Source organism: Bradyrhizobium sp. USDA 4504 (genome assembly GCF_054063995.1).
In genome coordinates this window covers 6,592,628-6,613,499 of the sequence record NZ_JBSSGV010000001.1, presented here as the reverse complement: position 1 = coordinate 6,613,499, position 20,872 = coordinate 6,592,628, and the positions used below count along the sequence as shown (strand labels likewise).

The 20,872-nt window shown below is 65.8% G+C and carries 23 protein-coding genes; 14 read left to right on the top strand and 9 right to left on the bottom strand.

Annotated features, from left to right (window positions below; genetic code table 11):
- Positions 1-25: 25 nt before the first annotated feature.
- Both ACVMB1_RS31080 and ACVMB1_RS31075 read right to left on the bottom strand, forming a co-directional pair.
- Positions 26-478, bottom strand: a complete 453-nt coding sequence (locus ACVMB1_RS31080) for a MarR family winged helix-turn-helix transcriptional regulator (RefSeq protein WP_076834935.1) — start codon at positions 476-478, stop codon at positions 26-28.
- 220 nt (positions 479-698) lie between these two features.
- Positions 699-1,013 (bottom strand): hypothetical protein, encoded by a 315-nt coding sequence (locus ACVMB1_RS31075; RefSeq protein ID WP_244559031.1) that lies wholly within the window; start codon positions 1,011-1,013, stop codon positions 699-701.
- A gap of 248 nt (positions 1,014-1,261) precedes the next feature.
- Between ACVMB1_RS31075 and ACVMB1_RS31070 the strand changes: the two genes are divergently transcribed.
- From ACVMB1_RS31070 to ACVMB1_RS31030, 9 genes are all read left to right on the top strand, one after another.
- Positions 1,262-2,332, top strand: coding sequence for a histidine kinase (locus ACVMB1_RS31070; protein ID WP_076834937.1), 1,071 nt, complete (start codon positions 1,262-1,264; stop codon positions 2,330-2,332).
- Positions 2,333-2,381: 49 nt separating this feature from the next.
- Positions 2,382-3,038: a response regulator transcription factor gene (locus ACVMB1_RS31065; protein ID WP_028335911.1), complete on the top strand. Its 657-nt coding sequence runs from the start codon at positions 2,382-2,384 to the stop codon at positions 3,036-3,038.
- A 139-nt stretch (positions 3,039-3,177) separates the two neighbouring features.
- Positions 3,178-3,564 (top strand): hypothetical protein, encoded by a 387-nt coding sequence (locus ACVMB1_RS31060; protein WP_229161741.1) that lies wholly within the window; start codon positions 3,178-3,180, stop codon positions 3,562-3,564.
- Position 3,565: 1 nt separating this feature from the next.
- On the top strand, positions 3,566-5,317 hold the full coding sequence (locus tag ACVMB1_RS31055) for an OmpA family protein (RefSeq protein ID WP_057018934.1): 1,752 nt from the start codon (positions 3,566-3,568) through the stop codon (positions 5,315-5,317).
- Entirely contained in the window at positions 5,317-5,817 is a 501-nt protein-coding gene (locus ACVMB1_RS31050; RefSeq protein WP_076834938.1) for a GTP-binding protein, read from the top strand. The genes ACVMB1_RS31055 and ACVMB1_RS31050 overlap by 1 nt, the downstream gene beginning before the upstream one ends.
- A 281-nt stretch (positions 5,818-6,098) precedes the next feature.
- Positions 6,099-6,503 carry a DUF3597 domain-containing protein gene (locus ACVMB1_RS31045; protein ID WP_076834939.1) on the top strand — a complete coding sequence of 135 codons (405 nt, stop codon included), beginning with the start codon at positions 6,099-6,101 and terminating at the stop codon, positions 6,501-6,503.
- 77 nt (positions 6,504-6,580) lie between these two features.
- Entirely contained in the window at positions 6,581-6,865 is a 285-nt protein-coding gene (locus tag ACVMB1_RS31040) for a hypothetical protein (protein WP_141340903.1), read from the top strand.
- Positions 6,866-6,943: 78 nt separating this feature from the next.
- Positions 6,944-7,363 carry a large conductance mechanosensitive channel protein MscL gene (gene mscL, locus ACVMB1_RS31035; RefSeq protein WP_076834941.1) on the top strand — a complete coding sequence of 140 codons (420 nt, stop codon included), beginning with the start codon at positions 6,944-6,946 and terminating at the stop codon, positions 7,361-7,363.
- A gap of 48 nt (positions 7,364-7,411) precedes the next feature.
- On the top strand, positions 7,412-7,579 hold the full coding sequence (locus tag ACVMB1_RS31030) for a hypothetical protein (protein WP_168857300.1): 168 nt from the start codon (positions 7,412-7,414) through the stop codon (positions 7,577-7,579).
- Between the two features lie 40 nt (positions 7,580-7,619).
- Here ACVMB1_RS31030 and ACVMB1_RS31025 read toward each other — a convergent pair whose 3' ends face one another.
- Complete coding sequence (locus tag ACVMB1_RS31025; protein WP_057018929.1) at positions 7,620-8,438, bottom strand: class I SAM-dependent methyltransferase; 819 nt, start codon at positions 8,436-8,438, stop codon at positions 7,620-7,622.
- Entirely contained in the window at positions 8,425-8,889 is a 465-nt protein-coding gene (locus ACVMB1_RS31020; protein WP_076834942.1) for an Rrf2 family transcriptional regulator, read from the bottom strand. Before ACVMB1_RS31020 ends, ACVMB1_RS31025 begins: the two co-directional genes overlap by 14 nt.
- Positions 8,890-9,213: 324 nt before the next feature.
- Between ACVMB1_RS31020 and ACVMB1_RS31015 the strand changes: the two genes are divergently transcribed.
- On the top strand, positions 9,214-11,304 hold the full coding sequence (locus ACVMB1_RS31015) for a tetratricopeptide repeat protein (protein WP_076834960.1): 2,091 nt from the start codon (positions 9,214-9,216) through the stop codon (positions 11,302-11,304).
- Positions 11,305-11,311: 7 nt separating this feature from the next.
- On the opposite strand, the gene ACVMB1_RS31010 is transcribed toward ACVMB1_RS31015, so the two are convergent.
- Genes ACVMB1_RS31010 through ACVMB1_RS31000 form a run of 3 tightly spaced genes read right to left on the bottom strand, consistent with a single transcriptional unit; the run spans position 11,312 to position 12,962 of the window.
- On the bottom strand, positions 11,312-11,464 hold the full coding sequence (locus ACVMB1_RS31010) for a hypothetical protein (protein WP_456849653.1): 153 nt from the start codon (positions 11,462-11,464) through the stop codon (positions 11,312-11,314).
- Positions 11,464-12,285 (bottom strand): AAA family ATPase, encoded by an 822-nt coding sequence (locus ACVMB1_RS31005; RefSeq protein ID WP_456849651.1) that lies wholly within the window; start codon positions 12,283-12,285, stop codon positions 11,464-11,466. Before ACVMB1_RS31005 ends, ACVMB1_RS31010 begins: the two co-directional genes overlap by 1 nt.
- Positions 12,282-12,962 (bottom strand): ATP-dependent Clp protease adaptor ClpS, encoded by a 681-nt coding sequence (locus ACVMB1_RS31000; RefSeq protein ID WP_244559033.1) that lies wholly within the window; start codon positions 12,960-12,962, stop codon positions 12,282-12,284. The genes ACVMB1_RS31005 and ACVMB1_RS31000 overlap by 4 nt, the downstream gene beginning before the upstream one ends.
- A gap of 310 nt (positions 12,963-13,272) precedes the next feature.
- Here ACVMB1_RS31000 and ACVMB1_RS30995 point away from each other — a divergent pair, with 310 nt between their 5' ends.
- A complete protein-coding gene (locus ACVMB1_RS30995) occupies positions 13,273-15,618 on the top strand; it encodes a mechanosensitive ion channel family protein (protein WP_076834943.1) in 2,346 nt (781 codons plus the stop codon).
- Positions 15,619-15,671: 53 nt separating this feature from the next.
- Here the strand turns inward: ACVMB1_RS30995 and ACVMB1_RS30990 are convergent, their stop codons facing one another.
- Complete coding sequence (locus tag ACVMB1_RS30990) at positions 15,672-16,835, bottom strand: IS4 family transposase (RefSeq protein ID WP_057015126.1); 1,164 nt, start codon at positions 16,833-16,835, stop codon at positions 15,672-15,674.
- Between the two features lie 426 nt (positions 16,836-17,261).
- Between ACVMB1_RS30990 and ACVMB1_RS30985 the strand changes: the two genes are divergently transcribed.
- Together ACVMB1_RS30985 and ACVMB1_RS30980 are read left to right on the top strand one after the other, a co-directional pair.
- Positions 17,262-18,362 carry an LLM class flavin-dependent oxidoreductase gene (locus tag ACVMB1_RS30985; protein ID WP_076831185.1) on the top strand — a complete coding sequence of 367 codons (1,101 nt, stop codon included), beginning with the start codon at positions 17,262-17,264 and terminating at the stop codon, positions 18,360-18,362.
- 109 nt (positions 18,363-18,471) lie between these two features.
- Complete coding sequence (locus ACVMB1_RS30980) at positions 18,472-19,026, top strand: flavin reductase family protein (RefSeq protein WP_057018925.1); 555 nt, start codon at positions 18,472-18,474, stop codon at positions 19,024-19,026.
- Between the two features lie 213 nt (positions 19,027-19,239).
- Here ACVMB1_RS30980 and ACVMB1_RS30975 read toward each other — a convergent pair whose 3' ends face one another.
- Complete coding sequence (locus ACVMB1_RS30975; protein WP_057018924.1) at positions 19,240-19,716, bottom strand: hypothetical protein; 477 nt, start codon at positions 19,714-19,716, stop codon at positions 19,240-19,242.
- Positions 19,717-20,108: 392 nt separating this feature from the next.
- On the opposite strand from ACVMB1_RS30975, the gene ACVMB1_RS30970 reads away from it, so the two are divergent.
- Positions 20,109-20,864, top strand: a complete 756-nt coding sequence (locus tag ACVMB1_RS30970; RefSeq protein ID WP_141342809.1) for an SDR family oxidoreductase — start codon at positions 20,109-20,111, stop codon at positions 20,862-20,864.
- The last annotated feature ends 8 nt before the right edge of the window (positions 20,865-20,872 follow it).

The following is a 20,872-nucleotide window of genomic DNA, read 5'->3' as shown; positions in this document are numbered from 1 at the left end:
GCAAGCTGTCGCAGCGCAGCCGGCCTCAATCCTCGACCAGCCGCTTCAGCAAGCCGACGGCGGCGGCGAGTTCGTCCTGCTCCCGCGCCGACAGCCGCGCGGCGATGGTGCGCGACAGCCAGTCCTGCCGTGCGGCGCGGCCGGTGCGAAGCCGCTCGCGGCAGCTATCGGTGAGCGACATGATGGTCTGCCGGCCGTCGTCCGGATCCGGCGCGCCGCGGACCAGGCCCGCAGCCTCGAGCGCCGATATCGCCGAGCTCATCGATTGCGGACGCATACCCTCCGATCGCGCGAGGCTGGACACGGTCGCGGGGCCATCCTTTTCGAGGCGAAGCAGCACCGCGACCTGGGAAGGCGGGAGGTCCTCGCGTTGACCCTGCTCGCGAAGCCGCCGCTTCAGCCTTCCAATCAACAGGCGAAGATCTTCGGCCAGCGCGGATGTGCGCGCCGAGCCGGGGCGGGCCGGTCCATTGCTCATGCCGGATCGGATAGCATATATGAAGGTAAACTGTAAAGATTATCTTCGCAGTTTATCTGCATACGTGTCCTGCTGTAGCCAGCCGGCTGGTCTGACGCTGCTCGCGGCCGGAATCGGCGCGGCACGCGAGAGCGTCCGCGCACATGTGACGTCGGCCAAGCTTCAACGGAGAAATGCTGGACGGTGAGGGCTTCGAGCGCCTCAGCGTAATGGCGCGCGCTTACTCGGGCGCAGGGTCGCTGCTTGCCGCGGCCTCGTACATCTCGCGCGCGCGCCTGGTCACGGCCGCATAGCGCGCCGTCGCGCTGAGGCTCATCAGGCCGGCGCGCACCAGTCCGAGAATGGCGCGTCGGGAGTGGAACGGCCCCGTCTTGCTCGCGGCATATCCGCGCGGATAGAGCTGCAGGCGGCCGGCGAGCGCTTCCTGCAATGCCATCTTCTGGGTTGCGCTCAGGCGCCGGCGCCGCGCGGGCTTGCTTGCTTCCGCCAGCATGCGCAGCTCGATGCCCGACGGTTTCCGTGGTGCGCCCTTCATTGTCAGCTCACATTCCGGCCGACTGGCGCGACCTTTCGCGAGGCCCGGCGCCCGGTCGGCATCGCCATGGACGCCGGCATGTGGCACATCATGGCTTGCGCTGTTGCTCATTCGTGAGACAGAACCGCATTTCGAGCAGCCGCGGCATCTGACGAAGGTCAGGACCGGTTGTGACGAAAGTCATATTCGTTTGCGACCGCTGCCGGCTTACGCCAGAGTGGGCTGCTCGCTGAGCTGATGGGCAACGCATGATCGATCTGAGCGCGGATTTGCTTGCGGCCGCAGAAGCCGACGTCATCGGTCTCGCCGTCATCGGCGCCGATCGAAGCATGCAGCGGAAGATCGGCCGGCTGGTCGAGTGGCTTCCGGCAACCGGCGTCGATTGCTGCGAGTGTGTGTTGCTGGTCGGCATGGAAGCCGAGTTGGCGGCGCTTGCCGGAGGCCAGCGGGACATGATCGCGCTGGCCGGTGTGCGTGGCGCGTCGCCTGACATCACGCAACCGATGACGGCGGTCGTGCTGTGGAACGGCGCGCAGTCGCATTACTTCGTCATCGCCATGCCGGATTTTGCCGGCCGTCAGGTCGAAACGCTGCTCGGCAGCGAGCGTCGCGCCCGGCGCTTGATGGAGCAGCAGCTCGAGGCGGCGAGCGCGGAGGTGCGCTTTGCCTCGCTGGCGCGGACGCGGTTGCGGCTGGCCCGCGATCTGCACGATACGCTGGTGCACTCGATCGTGGCGCTGCTGACCCAGATCCGGCTGATCCGGCATTATTTGTCGGCCGATCCCGCCCGTGTGGCGGACAGCCTCGCGACCGCTGAAGATGCGGCCGCGAGCGGCCTGAACCGCGCCCGCGAAGCCATCGATCGCCTGCGCACGCCCGACGATCTGAAGCTTGATCCCGACGTCGAGGGGCTGCTCAGCGACTTCGCCGCGCGCAGCGGTGTCAGGGTGTCGATCCAGATCGACGAAGCGGCGCGCCCCGGCTTGCGCGATTGCGGCTTGACGGTTCAGCGCATCCTCAGCGAGGCACTGCGCAATGTTCAGACGCATGCGCAGGCGCGCCGCGTCTCCTTTCACGCCTTCGACGAACCGGCCGCGGTCGGCCGCAAGCTGATTGTCGAGATCCGCGATGACGGCCGCGGCTTCGATCTCGCGGTCCCGACGCCAGGACATTTCGGATTGATTGGCATGGCCGAATTTGCTGAACTTGTCGGCGGCAGCTGCGCGGTGGAGAGCGCGCCCGGGCAGGGAACGCTGGTCCGGATCTCGCTCCCCGTGGCGGTGCCGCCGGCGGCGTCTGCCGGCGTGCTGGCCGATTGAATTCGTTGCCGCGCATGCAACGCGTTTTCGAGAGGATGACGGAAAGCCCGTGAGCAGAATTGAGAAGATACGGGTGCTGATCGCCGAGGATCAGACGCTGATCAGGGAAGGTATCGCCACGCTGCTCGCCCAGCAGAACGACGATTTCGAGATCCTTCCCGGCGCGGCCGACGGCGAGCAGGCCATCGAATTCGCGCGGCGCTATCGGCCGGATGTCATCCTGATGGATCTGCAGATGCCGCGGGTCGACGGCATCGCCGCGACCCAGCGGATTCTCCGCGAATTGCCGCAGACCCATATCGTGGTGCTGACGACGTTCGAGACCAACGACCTGATCTTCGAGGCGGTGAGCGCAGGCGCCAAGGCTTATCTCTTGAAGGACGCCAGGATGGAGGAGATCGCCTCGACCATCCGCGCGGTCATCAACGGCCAGTCCGGGCTTTCGCCCGGCGTCGCCGCGCGCATCCTCGATGAGTTCAAGCGGCTGCGCGGCCCGCGCGTCTCGGCGAAGCTGCCGGTTCGCGATGGGCTGACGGCGCGGGAGAATGAAATTCTTACGCTGATCGTCGAGGGCAAGAGCAACACCGAGATCGGCGAGCAGCTGCATTTGGCCGAAGGAACCGTGAAGAACTATGTCAGCACGATTCTGGAGAAATGCCAGGTCAAGAACCGTACAGAACTCGCAATAAAGGCAATAACTTACTAGAAATAATTGGCCGTGATCGCACAACCACGCGGTTGATCCGGCTGAGATTGCTCGCCTTTCTCTGGGCCGCGCCCGCAAAATTGGCTATAGGTTTGTTTCGGATTTGCTTTTTGACACCGCAGGTCCGGATTGCACGGCTATGAGTAAGCGGGAAATGACCATGAAGGGTATCGAGCGCCAGACCAAAGGTACGGACGGACCGGCGGACGCTGCGGCGGCCGGCAACGGCGTGGATCCGGCGGCGCATGGCATGGCGGCGATCGATCAGGTTCGCGACCTGCTGTTCGGCGGCGCGCAACGTTCGCTCGAGACCAACCTCTCGGGTCTGCGCGAGGAGATGCAGGCATCGCTCAAGCAGATGCAGGCGGACTTCACTAACGAGCTCACCGCGCTTTCGGCGCGGCTCTCCGACCTCGAGCGGGATACCGAGCAGAAGCGGCTCGACTCGCTGAAGGATGTCGGCGCGGCGATCACCCAGCTCGGCTCGGTCATCAGCGGATTGGGATCCGGCCGCACGGGCAAATAGCATGGCAGCTGCTGCCGGCCAGAACCGCGAGATCGAGCAGCTCAAGACATTGCTGTTTCAGCCCGAGGCGACGCGCCTGACGTCGCTGGAGGCCGACCTCGACTCGCTGCAGCGCTATGTCGGCAACGCCGACCGCCTGGAGACGGCAACCGCGGGCATCCTGGTCGAGGCGCTGGAGCGCGCCGAGGTCAACCGGCCGCGCGAGCTCGCCAGCGCGATTGCGCCGGTCGTGGTCTCGGCGATCCGCAGCGAGATCAAGAACTCGCGCGAGCAGATGATCGAGGCGCTCTATCCGATCGTCGGCCGGCTGGTCAGCGCCGCGGTGGCGAATTCGTTCAGGGAGCTGGTTGCCTCGCTCGAGCAGCGCATCAATGCGTTGACCTCGGCGCAATTGTGGGTCGGCCGCGTCAAATCGCTGGTGACGGGACGCCCGATCAGCGAATTCGTGCTCGCCGATCAGCCGCCGCAGATCAACCGGCTCCTGATCATCGAACGCGGCAATGGCCGCCTGATCGCGGACTGGAAGCGCGATGCGACCGCCGACGAACGCGCCGACCTGCTCAGCGCGATGGTCGCGGCGATCCTGGAATTCTCGGTGCAGGCGCTCGCCGGCGAAGGCAATCTGCAGACGCTCGATTTCGGCGGACGACAGCTCGCGCTGCGCGCCTCGCCCCGCTTCATTCTGGCGGCGGAGTGCCTGGGACCGTTGCGGCCAGCCGACAATGCCAGGATCAACTCGCTGTTCTTCGATGCGATCGAGCGCATCGACCGCGGCGCGGATTGCGACGGGCCGATGCTGGCGTCGCTGGCAGCCGCGATCGAGACCGACGATACGCCACGGCGGATCGCGAGCCGGCGCGGCAAGGTGATCCTGTTCGCCTTGCTCGCGGCCGTGGCCGCGCTGCTGCTCTGGCTTGCCGCGACATCGGTGACGCGCGGCCTGTTGGAGCGGCGGACCCAGGCGGCGCTGGAACAGCTCGCCGCAAAGCAGCCGTTGCTGGCCTCGTTCCCGCTGCGGCTCGACTTCGATCACGGCAGCCGAAGCGTGGCCGTTTCAGGCATCGAGCCGAGCCAGCTGGAAACCGCGCCGTTGATCGATGCGCTCGCTGCGGCCGCGGCACCGTACAAGATCGTCAACCACATCGGTCTGGTGTCCGCACCCGAGCAAATCGCGGCATCGCAGGCCGGCATCGCGGGCCTGCAGCAGAGCCTGACGCGCCTGCAGGCGAGCCTCGACCAGATGCGCGAGGCGATCGGTGCGCAGGCGAAGTCGGGCGACCAGAAATATGTCGCCCTGACCGAGCAATATGACAGGCTCGGCGAGCAGTATGCCAAATTGGCCGAGCAATATTCGAAGCTGCAAGCCGTCGCCGACGGTCCGGCGGCGCGGCTCGACCGCTTCATCGCCACCACCGCGATCTTCTTCGCGAACAATTCAGACGAAGTCCTCGACAACGACCAGGCCGAGCAGCAGCTGCGCGAACTCGCCGGACTAATGGCGAACAACGATCTCAGGCTGCGCATCGTCGGCTATGCCGATCAGAGCGGCACGGAAGGCACCAACCGGACGCTGGCGCGCAAGCGGGCCGAGCAGGTCCAGCGCAGGCTGACCGCGCTCGGGGTCGATTCGTCGCGGCTGATTTTGGTTTCGCGCGCGGCGACGATGCCGATCACCGACCGGGTCGACTCCACCGTCGGCGGTAATCGCCGCGTGGCGTTCGAGACGGTCTATCGAGGCGAAGTGGCCCGCTGATGCTCACCGCGAAAGTCATGCTGCTCGGCGATATGGGGGTCGGCAAGACGTCGATCCTCTATCGGCTGATCTACAACCGGTTCGAGGGCCAGTACAAATCGACGCTGGGCGTCGAGATCCTGAGCCACGACGTGGCGCCGGCGGGTGGCAGCGATCCGACGCGCCTCGTGCTGTGGGACACCGACGGCGATTTCGGCACGCAGATCTTCGACACCGTCTACGTCACCGGCGCGTCCGCCGCCATCATCGTGTCCGACGTCACGCGGCCGCAGACGGTGACCCGCATGGTGGAACTGGTCCGCGGCTTCGAGGAGCGCTTCCCCGGCCGGCCCTACCGGGCGCTGCTGAACAAGATCGATCTGCCGGAAGCCGCGGGCAGCGCGGGCGCGATTGCCGGGCTTGCGAAGTCGAGCGTCAAATCGGTCAGCGCCAAGACCGGCGTCGGCATCGCCGAGAGCTTTGTCGAACTCGCCCAGACCATCCGCCGCCGCCAGCTCTAGTAGCGACAACGCGCACACGTCTGTGTCAGCCGCCCCGACTTCTCGGGGCTGGCGAATCGGGCCGGGACGGCTGACTTCATCGCACGTGGGGCGTACGATGAAAGGCTCTCGCGCGGCCGCAGAAAGCCGCACGCTTTCTCCGCCGACAGCACCACGCCGTCCCACACTCCGATAGTGACGATGGTCATCTTCCGCTCGGCCAATGGCCTGCCTATCGTCCGCCCCGTCACCGGAAACAGCCACGGGACGAACGGTGTCTCGGGCGCACGGAGCGAGAGATCATGAGCATTTTTGGAAGCATCATGGGTGCAATCTTCGGCCACGGCGCCCAGGCCAAAACCGCTGAGAGCACAACGGCGGCCGCGCCCGGCGCAGCGCCTTCGACGTCGACGGCTGCATCCGCTGCGCCCGGCACGGCGGCGGCACAATCCGTCGTCGTCGCCGCGATCGTCGACAAGGCGGCCGCGGCCACCGGCGAGAAGCTCGACTGGCGCAGCTCGATCGTCGACCTGATGAAGGCGCTCGGCCTCGACAGCAGCCTTGCGGCGCGCAAGGAGCTCGCGAAGGAGCTGCACTACACCGGCGACACCAGCAACACCGCCACCATGAATGTCTGGCTGCATCAGCAGGTGATGGCGAAGCTCGCCGCCAATGGCGGCAAGCTGCCGGACGACATCAAGACCTGACGTCCCGCCTCGAGCCGTGCGCGGCGCTCGCGCCCGAGCGGTTCCGAACGATGTCTATTGCGTGAGGAGCAGTTGCGATGACCTCATCTCATCCTGCCATCCTGAACAGGCCGCGCGCTGGTGTGGTGCGGTCCGTCGCATTGGTCGGCGCGGCACTCGGATCCGTCGCGCTGACGCTCGGCATCCTTGTCGCCACCGCCCGCGCGGATAACGCCCGCGACGAGCCGCGGTCGGAAAATGCGAATGTGCAGCGCGCCGCGCAGAACCCGCCGCCGGCGCGGGTCATCCTGCCGGCGCCATGGGAGCAGGCCGCGCCTGCGCAGCCAGTCGCGGCGCCCGCGAAGCCGGCCGATCGCAAATAGTCTTTCGCCCCCTTGGAGCGGCCGGCGATCCAGTCGCCGGGGCGTGCCACCGCATTCATTTGGAAAACAGGAGATCAGATGCTGAAGGAATTCAGGGAATTCGCCATGAAGGGCAACGTCGTCGATCTCGCCGTCGGCGTGATCATCGGCGCGGCATTCGGCGCGATCGTCTCGTCGATGGTGGCCGATGTCATCATGCCGATCATCGGCGCGATCAGCGGCGGGCTCGACTTCTCCAACTATTTCACCGCGCTGTCGAAGTCGGTGACGGCGACCAACCTGGCCGATGCCAAGAAGCAGGGCGCGGTGCTGGCCTGGGGCAACTTCCTGACCCTCACGCTCAACTTCCTGATCGTCGCCTTCGTGCTGTTCATCGTGGTCCGCCTCATGAACCAGCTCAAGCGCGAAGCGCCCGCGGCGCCGGCCGAACCGCCGAAGCCGACCAAGGATCAGGAGCTGCTCACCGAGATTCGCGATCTCCTCAAGTCGCGCGCGTAGCGATCGCGCCTCGTATCGCGCGTACAGCCCCAGCTCTGGAGCCTAGCCATGCCAGATCAGGTCAAGCTGCCCCGAAAATTATCGCAAGAGCCCGGTGGTGCAGAGCCGCTGCGGCCGAGCCATCGGCGGGTGATCGAGGAACTCGACCGCTGGGCCAACAGTCCCGGCCTGCAGCCGCCGAGCGATGAAGAAAAACCGGACGACGACAAGCGCTAGGCGGCCGTGACCTCGCATGGCCGGATCGCGGCCGTTTCGGTCAAGCCCGCCGGGCCGTCGCGATCAGCGCGGTCGACGGAATCGCGAAGCTGTCGCCGACCCGCCTGCGCTCAATCTCGGCGCGGAAGGCGCGCGCGACTGCGGCGCTCTGGTCTGCATCGAGCCCGCTCCAATGCGGCATGAACTCGAACAATTTGTCGACGTCGGCGGGATTGGCGACATTGAGCTTGAAGTCGTGGGTGATCTCGGCAATCGCCGGATCGGAGAAGCCGGCGGCGATGAGCGCAGCGGCGAGGCGGCCGGGGTCGGCGAGCTCGGCGAGGCCCGTGCACGGCATCGGCGTGACATTGTCGGGATAGAGCCGCCGGATGATCTGCGAGAGCAGGAGATGCACGGCGGCGCCATCGGCGCTCTTCCAGACCGCAATCGCCGCCGATCCGCCCGGTCGCGTCACCCGTGCCATCTCGCAGAGGCCGGCGCGCCAGTCCGGAAACAGCATCACGCCGAACACCGACACTGCCGCGTCGAAGGCGGCATCCGGCAGATCGAGCGCCTGGCCGTCCATCTGCCGCGCCTCGATATTCGCCACACCATGCGCGCGGACACGTGCCACCATGCCGGCGGAGAAATCGATCGCGGTGACCTCGGCTCCGGTGCGGGCGGCGGCCAGCGCCGCGGCGCCCGTGCCGGTGGCGACGTCGATCACCCTGGATGACGGGTCGATCGGAAGCGTTGCGACCGCGGCGTCGGCGAACAATGTCGTGAACGGCTGCGACTGCGCCTCATAGGCGGCGACCATTTTGTCCCAATGCGCGGGATCGTTGTACGGCAGAGGTTTCGCCTGCTCACTTGACTGCATGAATCTGGTCCTCGAGATTTTGCTTGTGTTTGGCGAGCCGGCGCTTGAAATCCTTCGCGAGCGCTTCGAGCGTCACCGCGCCGAGCCGCTTCAGGAACAGCGCTTCGACCTCGCGAAACGTGTCTCCGAGCGCGTCGTTGACGGCCTGTTCGACCAGGCAGCCGGGATTTTCCGAGCGATGGCCCATCGCAACGATCGTGGGCGCGCCGACCGCGCGATAGATGTCCGCGAGCGTGATGTCGGCCGGATCGCGCGCCAGCGTCCAGCCGCCGCCATGGCCCTTCTCCGAATGCACCAGACCCTGCTCGCGCAGCCCCGCCATCACGCGGCGTACCACCACCGGGTTGGTGGCCATCGCCTGCGCAAGTTGCTCCGACGTGACCGGCTCGCCGGCCCCGATCATGTGGAGCAGGCCATGCAGGACGCTCGACAGGCGGCTATCACGTATCATGTAACTTCATATGTTACATGAAGCGGCGGCCGTCAAGGGGGCGGTGGTCTGTGGCCCTCCTACCTCCCCTTGAAAAGGGGAGGTCGCTTTGCTCGTCAGAGCAAAGCGGGTGGGGATCAGCTCGCTCCACTTGCAGCGTCGTCTGCGGCTGACCCCCATCCCGACCTTCCCCCTTTCAGGGGAAGGAGAAGAGATCAAGGACCTGCACCTGGGCTTTGATTGTTCAACCGAGATTCGCGTGCCGGATTTCGCGGCGTCGCCCGTTTAATCCGCATCGGGGTCGTTGGCAGGGGCGGTATCGTGGGCAGCGTGGCGGTCGATCGGATGTTGCGGGATGCGGTGGCGCATTATGGCGCGGGCCGCGCGGCGGAGGCCGGCACGCTGTGCGGCGACATCCTCACCGCCGATCCCGACCATGTTCCGGCGCTGCATCTGTCCGCCGTCATCGCCTTCGTGACCGATCGTGTCGCGGAAGGTGCTATGCTGCTGAACCGGGTCTTCAACCTCGATCCGGACCATGCACCGGCCTTCGCCACGCTCGGCGATGCGCTCGCCGTGAAGGGCGAGCACGAAGGCGCGGTGGCGGCGTTCGAGCGCGGCGTGACGCTGCGGCCGCAGGATGCCGGCCTGCACATCAAGCTCGGCGTCGCATTGTGCGATCTGTCGCGCTTCGATGAGGCCGAGACCGCGTTCCGCCGCGCGATCGCACTCGATGGCGGCCTGACGCGGGCGCGGTTCAACCTCGCCGTCGCGCTGGCCGGGCAGCAGCGGCCGGTCGAGGCGGAGCAGGCCTATCGCGAGGTGATCGCGCGCGATCCGGTCTACCGCGGCGTTTGGCTCAACCTCGGCAATGTGCTGAGCGATCAGAAAAGGCACGAAGCGGCCGCCACGGCCTATCGCCGTGGACTTGCCACGGATCCCGACAATGCCGGACTGCATTGCGGCCTTGGCGCGGCGCTCTATCGCCAGGGCTTGCTGGAGGACGCAATCCTGCACTACCGCCGCGCGATTGCACTCGATCCCGACAACATCGCGCCGCAGCGCCTGCTGGCGATGGTGCTGCACGAAGCGGGCGAGCGCGCGGAGGCCGTCCGCATCTATCGCCAGGTCTCGGCCCGCGACCCGTCCGATCACGTCATCCTCAACAATCTCGGCGCCTGCCTGTTCGAGCTCGGACAGCTCGACGACGCCATCGCCTGCGCCGAGCTCGCGCTGGCGCTGAAGCCGGACTACGCCGCCGCGCACACCAATCTCGGGATCATCTTCGAGGCGCAGAACCTGGTCGAGGCCGCGGTCGCCGCGCATCGGCGCGCCATCGAGCTCGAGCCGCTCTATGCCAAGGGTCACGCCAACCTCGCGGTCGCGCTGCGCAATGCCGGCGAGATCGATGCGGCGCTGATGGCCTCGCGCCGGGCGATTGCACTCGATCCCGAGCAGCCGCTCGCGCACTACAATCACGCGCATTTCCTCCTGATGAACGGCGAGTTCGAGGAGGGCTTTGAGGAGTATCAGTGGCGCCGCAAGACCAGGATGCTCAGCGACGGCGATCCCGTGTTCGAAGAGCCGGAATGGCAGGGCGAGCCGCTCGCTGGACGCACGCTGCTGCTGTTTGCCGAATATGGACTCGGCGACGCCATCAATTTCGTCCGCTATGTGCCGATGCTGGAGGGCAGGGGCGGTCGGATCATTCTGCAGGTGCAGCCGGGGCTGGTCGCGCTGCTGCGGCCGATGCTGCCCGATGTCGCGGTGTTCGCGCGCGGCGAGCCGCTGCCGCCGTTCGATCTGCAACTGCCGCTGCTGAGCCTGCCGCGGATCTTCCGCACCACCGTCGAGACCATTCCTGCAGCGATATCCTATCTGCGGGCGGATGTCGTCAAGCTCGCGCGCTGGCGCGAGGCGCTCGCCGGCGTGACCGCGCTGAAGGTCGGCGTGGTCTGGGCCGGCAATCCCAGGCACAAGGGTGACCGCCAGCGCTCGCTGCCGGCGGACGCCGTGCTGCCGCGGCTGGTCACATCGGGCGTGCAGCTGTACAGCCTGCAGAAGGAGCCGCGGCCGGACGATGCTCCGGTGCTGCGGGGCCTTGGCGCCGACATCATCGACCTCGCGCCGACGCTCGGCGATTTCGCCGACACCGCGGCGGCCGTCTGCGCGCTCGATCTCGTCATCGCCGTCGACACCTCGGTGGCGCATCTCGCCGGCGCGCTCGGCCGCCCGGTCTGGATGCTGTGTCCCTATGCGCTCGACTGGCGCTGGCTGCGCGATCGCGCCGACACGCCCTGGTATCCGACCATGCGGCTGTTCCGCCAGGACAGACCGCAGGCCTGGGATCGCGCGCTGGCGCGCGTGTCGGACGAACTCGCGCGGCTCGCCGGCGGCGAGCGCGAGTTGCTGTTGCCGGCACGTTTAGTGCGTTGACCGGCCATCACCCCGCACTCATCCCCTGCGCGCCGCCGAGCAGCTTCACGTTGAGCCGGCCGCCGTCGAACAGCATCTCGTTCAGCGCTGCGCCGATGTCGTCAGCAGTGACATCCTGGCCTCCCCCGCGGGCGATGCTGGCCTGAGCGATGCGGCGCATCAGCTCCTTGATGAATGCGGCGCTGACCCCGGCGGTGCGCTGCACCGCTGCGTCAACCACGGGCGGTGGTCGATGCGGCCGGGCCGGCCGGCCAGCGCGCCTTCCAGCTCCTCGGGCCGGTTGGTGGTCAGCACGAACAGGATGTCGCAGTCCTCCTTCAGGCCGTCCATCTCGTTGAGCAGCTTGTTGAGCAGCGATTCCTCGCACGGTCCGCCCATGTCCTCGCGGTCGCGCGCGATCAGGTCGACATCCTCGATCACGACCATGGTCGGCTGCAGCAGCCGCGCGAGGCTCATATAGGCGCCGAGCAGGCCGACCTGCTCGGCGGTGATGATCAGCGTGGTGTGATCCGGCAGGTTGGTGGCGAGATAGCGAATGGTGTGGGTCTTGCCGGTGCCGGGCGGGCCGTAGAGCAGGATGCCCTTGCGGGTCGACTGCCCGAGCTTGCGCAACAGATCGCGGCTTTCGACGAAGTCGAGCACGTTGCGGTCGAGCAGCCGCAGCGTCCGGTCCGGCAGGATCACGTCATCGCGCGCGACCGTCGGCAGGCGATGCACGGTCACGCCGCGGGCGCGGCCGCGATAGTCGGCGGCATCCTCGAGCGACAGGATCTTGCCGCGATAGGATCGTGCCGCGTGCACGGCCGCTTCCAGCTCGGCAAAGGTCCGCTGCACCAAGGCGTTTCCGGCGACGCCTGCGGGCACCGCGAGCTCGATCCGCAAGCCCGGCTCGGTCTGATAATCACGATGGTAGCTGAGCAGCACCGCGTAGCGCAGCTCTCCGGTTTGGCATAGCCACAAGCCATTGGTCAGGCATTTCACCGACTCAGGCTCGCCAACGTCGACGTCGTGATACTGCGGCGGCGCGATCGGCGGCGCGTTGCGGCTGTCTCCATCAGCGAGGCAATCGCGAGGGTCTCATAGCGGTGCTGCTCATGAATGCCGAAGAAATGGATCGGCACATCGAACAACCTGTCGATCGCGATCTGAACGTCCGCTCGCATGTGACCGGGAAATTGTCGCGACCGGGTCATGATCTGATTGCGCGGCGTCCCGGCAAAATGCCAATCGAGCGCCATGAAGGCATATCTGAACTCCTCGCTCGGTAGATTTTCCGAGCTTGCCCGCGCGGCGATCAGGCAGTTGCCGCACAGGCAGACTGTCCGGCGGATGAGAAACACGTCGGTGACGGGCTCCAGCGCGCCACAGAGATCGCACGGCCGGTCCGCGTCGGCGGCCGATGCGGTGATCAGCAATGGATGCCCGTTGTTGCGGATCAGCTGTTGGGCGGACTCCAGCAGTGCCTTGGCCACCGTCGCGGGATAGGGGCCGCATGCGAATCCGTTCTGGGCCTCGATTCGCGCGGTGACGGCAACAGCCTCTTTCCGGGACTTGCCGAATACCGTGCGCAGCAGGTTGCGCATGAATTCTATCGGTGTCTCGTCGTCATCATGGATGAAGAGCCTGACCGGACCGTTCTCGGCAAAAACGTCGTGCATGAAACCCCCGAAACGCAATTGGGAACAAAAGAACAAAGTAAGAACATCACGGCGGCTCCTGCGCGTCAAGCGAAAGATTCTGCGGTCTCACCCCTGACGTGTAGTGAGCCGGCCGGGAACGCGCACTGGAAGTGTAAACGCGGCTCAACGCCTGTGACGATTGTGTTGCGGCAAATGCCAAGAGATGGCCGTCACAGCGGCAAACTTCCGACACACCATCGGGGCGAAAAGGAGTATCCGACATGGCGCGAGCGCGAGAGCAGATTCCTCCCAAGGGTTTGCGGTCGCGCAGTTATTTTATGAGGCCCTCGTGTCGCACAAACTTCGCCTTGCGCTGCTTCTCGTCTTCACTTTGTTCGTCTCTCCCGCGCTGGCGCAGCCGGCCGCCAAGCCGGCGCCGCCGCAACCCGCTACCGGCGACGCGCTGACGCCCGAGCAGGCGAAACGTGCGCTCGACACGCTGCAGGACGACAAGAAGCGCGGCGAGATCATCAACACGCTGCGCGCCATCGCCAATGCCTCGCCGCAGGCGGCGGCCCAGCCGGCGCCTGCGCCGGAGCAGCATTCGCCGATCCCGCTCACCGCCGACAGCCTCGGCGCACAGCTGTTGCTGATGGTGTCCGAGCAGGTCGGCGAGATGTCGCGCGAGGTCGCCGACGTCGCGCGCACGCTGACGCATTTCCCGGCGTTCTACTACTGGTTCGTGCGTACCGCCAACGATCCGGTCGCCTATGGCCTCTTGATCGATATCGCCTGGAAGCTGGCGCTGGTGTTCGGCTGCGCGCTGGCCGCCGAATGGGTGGTGTTCCGCCTGATCAAGCGGCCGGTCGCGTTCCTGGAAGCGCGGCTGCCGCAGACCGCGCGCATGCCGGTGCAGACGCTCGCCATCGTCGATCCGCCGTCGTCGGTTGCCGACGTCACGCCGGCGCCCGAGTTGCAGCGGCGCCGGCTCAGCCTGGCGCGGGCCTGGCAGTCGCTGGTCCGGCTGCCCTTCGTGCTTGGGCGCCTTTTGCTCGAATTGCTGCCGGTCGTCGTGTTCGGCGGCATCGCCACCGCGCTGCTCGGCACCGAGATCGGCGATCAATCGACCACGCGGCTCGTGATCCTGGCCGTCGTCAACGCCTATGTGTTCTCGCGCGTCTTGATTTGCGCGGTGCGCGCGCTGGCGGGGCCGTTCGGCCTGTTCCGCGTCCGTGCCGAGACCGCGGCCTATATCGAGATCTGGGCCCGGCGCATCGTCGCCGTCGGCGTCTCCGGCATCGCCTTTGCCAATGTCGCGCTGCTGCTCGGGCTGCATCGCGCCGGCTATGCCGCGCTGATCCGGCTCGTGATGTTGGTCGTGCATCTGTTCGTCGTCGTCATCATCCTGCAGTGCCGCCGCCAGGTCGCCGACGCCATCCGCGCGCCGGCCGATCGCACCGGGCTTGCGGCGCGAACGCGCAACCGTCTCGCGGCGCTCTGGCATGTGCTGGCGATCGCGCTCGACCTCGCGCTGTGGGCAGTGTGGGCGCTCAACATCCGCAACGGCTATTCGCTGCTCCTGCAGTATTTCGTCGGCACTGTCGCGGTGCTGCTGGTTACCCGCCTCGTCACCATGGTGGTGCTGAGCCTGATCGATCGCGGCTTCCGCATCAGCCCGGAGTTGATCCAGCGCTTCCCGGGGCTCGAGACCCGCGCCAACCGCTATCTGCCGCTGCTGCGCAAGGTGGTCACGGCGGTGATCGCCTTCATTGGCTTCGTCGCGCTGCTCGAGGTCTGGGGCGTCGATGCCATCGTCTGGTTCTATGGCGGCCAGATCGGAAGCCGCCTGATCTCGGCGCTGGTGACGATCGGCATTGCCGCGCTGGCCGCGGCCGTGATCTGGGAAGTCGCCAATGCGCTGATGGACCGGCAGATCGACACCCTGTCGCGCGACGGGCATTACGCCCGCGCCGCGCGCCTGCGCACCTTCCAGCCGATGCTGCGCACCGCGCTGTTCTGCATGATCGTCGCGGTGGTCGGCCTCACGGCGCTCAGCGAGATCGGCGTCAATGTCGCGCCGCTGCTCGCCGGCGCCGGCATCGTCGGCATCGCGATCGGCTTCGGCTCGCAGAAGCTGGTGCAGGACCTCATCACCGGGCTGTTCCTCTTGATCGAGAACACCGTGCAGGTCGGTGACAACGTCACGGTGTCGGGCCTCTCGGGCGTGGTCGAGAACGTCTCGATCCGCACCATGCGGCTGCGCGCCGGCGACGGTTCGGTGCACGTCGTGCCGTTCAGCGCGGTGACGACGATCACCAATTCCAGCCGCGGCGCCGGCAATGCCGCGGTCAGCGTCAACGTGTCCTACAAGGAGGACACCGACCGCGCCGGCGAGGTGCTGAAGGACATCGTCGCCCAAATGCGCCAGGAGACAGCGTATCGCGCATTCATCCGAGGCGACCTCGAATTGTGGGGCGTCGACAAGGTCGACGGCTCGGTCGTGACCATCGTCGGCCAGATCCGCTGCACCGATAGCGGACGCTGGGCGGTGCAACGCGAGTTCAACCGCCGCATGAAACGGCGCTTCCAGGAGGAGGGCATCGAGATCGCCTCGATGGGCCAGACCATCCTGATGCAGCTTCCTCCATCCTCCGAGCCCGATACCAACGCCCAGCCGCGCCGCGCGGCGGGCTGATCCGGCGCTCCGCTTCACCTCGCCCCGCGCGCGGCAGGGGTGTCCGGGGAAATTCAGGCATAGCGGAGCTCCATCTGGTCAGGTGAGATGGTTGATTTCCGACGGCTGGGGTTGATGGGCGGAGGTTTGTCGATGGCAGCGAGGGATCGACGCGTGAGCAGGAGCTGGCCGACGAGTTCGGCGAACCTGAGCGGGAGCATTTTGATGCAGTTGGTGTGAGCGGCGATGCGCAGCAGCAGGTAGGCAATCATCGCAGCGAGCACCTGAAGGCGGATCGCGTTGTCGTTGGCGCCGAGGAACTTGCGAATATCGAGATGCTGCTTGATCCAGCGGAACAGCAGCTCGATTTGCCATCGGCTCTTGTAGAGGGCGGCGATCTCGACGGCGCTACGGGCAAGGTCGTTGGTCAGGAGTGTGATCTTGCCGCCTTTCTCGCGTCTGATCTTGATGCGGCGGAGCGGGATTGGAAGGCGCGAATCGCCCTTGCTGGTGAGCTTCACCTCGTCATCGGCAAGGATTTCGAAGCCATCCCCGTTACGCTTGCGGATGGCGCGATGCCTGAGCGAGCGAAGACGGATGCTCGTCTTCGCCCGGGTAACGAAGAAAGCCTTGCTATCATTGATCTTCTGCCACCAGTCGAAACGGCAATAGCCCTTGTCAAACACATAGGTGGTGGCGGGCTGGATTGGGGTCTGTCGGCCGATCTCGATGTCATTGACGTTCGCGGCCGTCATCTCGACGCAGGTCGGGACATCGCTCCTTGGGTCGTAGACGACATGCAGCTTCATGCCGCGGATGCGGCCGTTCCACGTCGCCCAACTGCAGACCTTGCCGAGCGGGATCGGACTGGCGTCGATCAGACGCACCATCTCCATGCCTTCACTCCGCAGCTGGCGACGCGCCATCGCCGACAGCGCCGCAAAGGTTTGCGCGAAAATGCCGATCGGACGGCGGGCATTGGCATCGGACAACGTCGAGCGCGACAGCTTGCCGGTTCCCAAGTGATAGTGATGCTGCGAATTGGCGTTGAAGCCAGTCACCACCCCGCGCAGACTGCTGTTGCCGCTAAGCTGGGCATAGATCAGCGCCACCAGATGATCCCAGCTCCTGAACGACTTGTCGTAGGCATCCCCGTCCAGACGATCCACAACCGTCTGAAACTGCCGTCGATTGATCGGTTCAAGCAGCCTTCCAAAAATGCTACCGCGATATCGCATGCTCGGCCCTCTGTGTCTCGACAACCAGAAAAGACCGATTTGCCTCGGTCCTGCCGAGCATGCACCGCGACACAGTGAATCATTCCCCGGACACCCCTGCCGCTTGCGGGGAGAGGTCGAATTCGAGCGAAGCTCGAATTCGGGTGAGGGGGAGTCTCCGCGAGAGTATCTGCTTCCGTGTGTGCGAAGGCAGCCCGAGCCAGCGGGAATGCTTGCCGGCGCGTCTCATGGTTGCGACACGTCTCGCGACGGTGAGACGCCGCCAGCCTTGCCAAGCCCGCTGACCGGCGCGCAGCCGGCCGAAATCCGGCCGTTCTCACCCATTCCCTGCGACTTCCTCCGCTGGCACAGCGCTTGCTGATCGTCATGCAATGCGCGGCAAGACGCATTGCACGACTGAACCCAACGCGAAGGAAGGAAACGCACATGGAGCTTGGATACTTCACCATGCCCTCGCACCCGCCGGAGTGCGGATTGAAGGAGGGCCACGACTGGGACCTGCAGACGCTGCGCTGGCTCGACGAGCTCGGCTACCAGGAAGCCTGGATCGGCGAGCATCACACCGCACCCTGGGAGCCGCACCCGTCGCCCGACCTGCTGGTGGCGCAGGCGCTGCTGCAGACCAAGAATCTGCGCATCGGGCCCGGCGGCTTCCTGCTGCCGTATCATCATCCCGCCGAGCTCGCGAACCGCGTTGCGATGCTCGATCATCTCTCGAACGGGCGCCTCAACTTCGGCGTCGCGGCCTCGGGCCTGCCCAGCGACTGGGCGATGTTCAATGTCGACGGCATGTCGGGCCAGAACCGCGACATGACCCGCGAGGCGCTCGAGATCATCCTGAAGATGTGGTCCGAGCCGGGACCCTGGACGCACAAGGGTAAGTACTGGACAGTGAGCAAGCCGGACACGATGTTCGACTTCCTCAAGCCGCACATCAAGCCGTTGCAGGGGCCGCATCCGCCGATCGGCGTCGCCGGCCTGTCGAAGAATTCGGACACCTTGAAGCTCGCCGGCGAGCGCGGCTTCATCCCGATGAGCCTCAACCTCAACCCGGCCTATGTCGGCAGCCACTGGGATTCGGTCGAGGCCGGCGCCGCCAAGACCGGCCGCAAGCCGAGCCGCAAGGACTGGCGGCTGGTGCGCGAGGTGTTCGTGGCGGATACCGATGAGGAGGCGTGGAAGCTGTCGACCGGCGACATGATGGGCCGGATGATGGGCGAGTACTTCCTGCCGCTGCTCGGCCATTTCGGCTTCAAGGACTATCTGAAGCACGCGCCCGACGTGCCCGACAGCGACGTCACCGTCGAATATTGCGCACGCCGGAATTGGATCGTCGGCTCGCCCGCGACCGTCACCGAGAGGATCGAGAAGATCTACCGGGAGGTCGGCGGCTTCGGCGTCCTCTGTGTGTTCGGCTTCGACTACAAGCACAAGCCGGAAGCCTGGCGGCACTCGCTGGACCTGCTCAAGAACGAGGTGATGCCGCGGCTCAAGCATCTCGGAGCCGAGTTCGAGAAGGCTGCATGACAGCTGCGCGGGGTGCGGGGCTTGCCTCGCACCCCGCCTCGCATATCTTGAACGAAGTGTTTTTACCGAAGCATGATCCGGCGGATCATGCTCAAACAGGGTTTGCGGCATGACGGTCGACGCACAGAGTTTCAAGCAGGCGATGCGCCATTGCGCGGGCGCCGTCGCGCTGGTGACGGTCGGCTCCGAGACCGGGCAGCGCACCGGCCTGACCGTGACCTCGGCCTGCTCGCTGTCAGACAATCCGCCCTCGGTGCTGGTCTGCGTTAACCGTAACGCCAGCGCGCATCAGCGCATCCGCGAGGAGCGCCATTTCGTCATCAACTTCCTGAACGAGGACCACGCGCTGCTGGCCCTGACCTTCTCCGGCCAGAAGGGCGTCAACGGCGACGACCGTTTTGCGTTTGGGCGCTGGACCACCGGCGCCACCGGCGCCCCGGTGCTGGAGGATGCCGTCGCGGCGTTCGACTGCGTGCTGGCGCAGGAGCTCGAGACCAAGACCCATTCGATCTTCATCGGCGAGGTCCAGCACGTCCGCGCCGCGACCACAGTCGACCCGCTGATCTATCTGCGCTCCGGCTTCCAGAGCGTGCGCAACATCCATGATCCGGTCGAGCTCGGCGACGTCGATGCGCGGCGTGTGAGCTGGAACGAATTTTCCTGAAACGTACTGACATCTGCGAGGCGGACGGGTCCAGGTACCCGATCCTCTCTCAATCGTTTGAGAGCTGTCGGGCTGCGTCGCCTTGAGGGCGCAATGCTGACGACCCGTCTTGCACGCGTTTGATGGCTTTGGCCCGGCCGTGCGACCGCTGGCCGAGCCAACGCTCATGTGAGGCGTCGCTGTCCTTGCCGTGGTCCCGCGGACGCTGCGCTGCTATGACCCCGGCGTTCTCACGACCAGTTTGATGTTCAGAAGATTGACCCCCTTGAAGGGGTTCGGCGCGCTTTCGATCGTTCCTGTGCCCGTTGCATTCGCATAAGCGCCCGTGCCCGAAAGGATCGTATATTCGCCGTTTGATTTTCCGTCCTTGATCGCGCCGGTGTAACGCGCGGTGATCGCGCCTTCCTCGAACGTGTAGGTGCTGTAACCGTAATAGGAGCCCGAGCCCTTCAGCATGTCTCCTGAATGGACGAACTCCTTCACCCCGATATGGCCATCACTGAAGATGGCGACACCAAAGAACTTGCCGGAAACGACCGTCTGCCCCTCGACGTTTGCTGCCTCGATGACCTTGACGTCGACAGGCTTGGTGACGAGCTTGAACTCGAGCACCTTCTCACCCGCTAACGCGGTCGACCCCGCAACGACGATTGCCACGCTGGAAACGAAAAAGGTGATAAAATTCCGCATAGACTCCTCCTGCGTTTGCTTGAAATCAAATCAAGGAGTGCACAGCGGGCTAAACGTCATGCCCAGCATTTGCGTTGCAGCACGAAAGAGAGCCCGCGGTGATATCCCGGCAGCGGCCGAAGCTTTCGGTACCCCAGCACGCTGGCTGGAACGCACGCATTAGTCTACGTGACGGTAAGAGGTTCAGCAAGCGTAGCCACCAACGTCTCATGCTCGTCAGACGACGCATCGGATGACAGGTTCCGCGACATCAGAACAGCCGTGGCATGCTATAGTGTGGTTGCTTGCGGGAGAGCGATCGAGGAGGTAGCGCGACGTACCCATGACGATTTCCGCCGGCAAATCCGGCAAGCATGTCTCAAGAAACCTCGTTACCGACAAGGAGCATCACCATGAAGATCGTTGTGATCGGCGGTACCGGACTGATCGGCTCAAAGACCGTTGCCATTCTGCGCCAGCGCAGCCATGACGTCGTCGCCGCCTCGCCGAAGAACGGCATCAACGCCATCACCGGCGAGGGGCTGAAGGAGGCGCTGGCCGGCGCGGCCGTGGTGATCGATCTCGCCAATTCGCCATCGTTCGAGAACAAGGCCGTGATGGAGTTCTTCGAGACCTCCGGCCGCAACCTGCTGGCGGCGGAGAAGCCGGCCGGCGTCAGGCACCATGTCGCGCTGTCGATCGTCGGCACCGACCGGACGCCCGAGAACGGCTACTTCCGCGCCAAGGTGGCGCAGGAGAAGCTGATCGAGGCGTCCGGGATTCCCTACACCATCATCCGCGCGACCCAGTTCATGGAATTCGTCGGCGCGATCGCCGATGCGGGCGCGGTTGGAAACACCGTCAGGCTCTCGCCCGGCCTGTTCCAGCCGATCGCGGCGGAGGACGTGTCCGCGCTCGTCGCCGATATCGCGCTCGAGCCGCCGCGCAACGGCATCGTCGAGATCGCAGGTCCCGACCGCGCGCCGTTCAACGAGATCGTGGCGCGCTATCTGAAGGCAAAGGGCGACCCGCGCGAGGTGGTGAAAGACCCTGACGCGCTTTACTGGGGCGGCCGGGTCGAGCAGCACTCGCTGGTGCCGCTCGGCGAGGCGCGCCTCGGCCGCATCGATTTGAACGAATGGCTGCGCCGCGCGCGGCCGGCGGCGTGACGGTATCG

Bases quoted from the DNA above. Each gene is read 5' to 3' on its own strand.
- ACVMB1_RS31080 (WP_076834935.1), bottom strand. From the start codon at position 478: ATGAGCAATGGACCGGCCCGCCCCGGCTCGGCGCGCACATCCGCGCTG.
- ACVMB1_RS31075 (WP_244559031.1), bottom strand. From the start codon at position 1,013: ATGAAGGGCGCACCACGGAAACCGTCGGGCATCGAGCTGCGCATGCTG.
- ACVMB1_RS31070 (WP_076834937.1), top strand. From the start codon at position 1,262: ATGATCGATCTGAGCGCGGATTTGCTTGCGGCCGCAGAAGCCGACGTC.
- ACVMB1_RS31060 (WP_229161741.1), top strand. From the start codon at position 3,178: ATGAGTAAGCGGGAAATGACCATGAAGGGTATCGAGCGCCAGACCAAA.
- ACVMB1_RS31055 (WP_057018934.1), top strand. From the start codon at position 3,566: ATGGCAGCTGCTGCCGGCCAGAACCGCGAGATCGAGCAGCTCAAGACA.
- ACVMB1_RS31050 (WP_076834938.1), top strand. From the start codon at position 5,317: ATGCTCACCGCGAAAGTCATGCTGCTCGGCGATATGGGGGTCGGCAAG.
- ACVMB1_RS31045 (WP_076834939.1), top strand. From the start codon at position 6,099: ATGAGCATTTTTGGAAGCATCATGGGTGCAATCTTCGGCCACGGCGCC.
- ACVMB1_RS31040 (WP_141340903.1), top strand. From the start codon at position 6,581: ATGACCTCATCTCATCCTGCCATCCTGAACAGGCCGCGCGCTGGTGTG.
- mscL (WP_076834941.1), top strand. From the start codon at position 6,944: ATGCTGAAGGAATTCAGGGAATTCGCCATGAAGGGCAACGTCGTCGAT.
- ACVMB1_RS31030 (WP_168857300.1), top strand. From the start codon at position 7,412: ATGCCAGATCAGGTCAAGCTGCCCCGAAAATTATCGCAAGAGCCCGGT.
- ACVMB1_RS31025 (WP_057018929.1), bottom strand. From the start codon at position 8,438: ATGCAGTCAAGTGAGCAGGCGAAACCTCTGCCGTACAACGATCCCGCG.
- ACVMB1_RS31020 (WP_076834942.1), bottom strand. From the start codon at position 8,889: ATGATACGTGATAGCCGCCTGTCGAGCGTCCTGCATGGCCTGCTCCAC.
- ACVMB1_RS31015 (WP_076834960.1), top strand. From the start codon at position 9,214: ATGTTGCGGGATGCGGTGGCGCATTATGGCGCGGGCCGCGCGGCGGAG.
- ACVMB1_RS31010 (WP_456849653.1), bottom strand. From the start codon at position 11,464: ATGCGCCGCATCGCTCAGGCCAGCATCGCCCGCGGGGGAGGCCAGGAT.
- ACVMB1_RS31000 (WP_244559033.1), bottom strand. From the start codon at position 12,962: ATGCACGACGTTTTTGCCGAGAACGGTCCGGTCAGGCTCTTCATCCAT.
- ACVMB1_RS30990 (WP_057015126.1), bottom strand. From the start codon at position 16,835: ATGCGATATCGCGGTAGCATTTTTGGAAGGCTGCTTGAACCGATCAAT.
- ACVMB1_RS30985 (WP_076831185.1), top strand. From the start codon at position 17,262: ATGGAGCTTGGATACTTCACCATGCCCTCGCACCCGCCGGAGTGCGGA.
- ACVMB1_RS30980 (WP_057018925.1), top strand. From the start codon at position 18,472: ATGACGGTCGACGCACAGAGTTTCAAGCAGGCGATGCGCCATTGCGCG.
- ACVMB1_RS30975 (WP_057018924.1), bottom strand. From the start codon at position 19,716: ATGCGGAATTTTATCACCTTTTTCGTTTCCAGCGTGGCAATCGTCGTT.
- ACVMB1_RS30970 (WP_141342809.1), top strand. From the start codon at position 20,109: ATGAAGATCGTTGTGATCGGCGGTACCGGACTGATCGGCTCAAAGACC.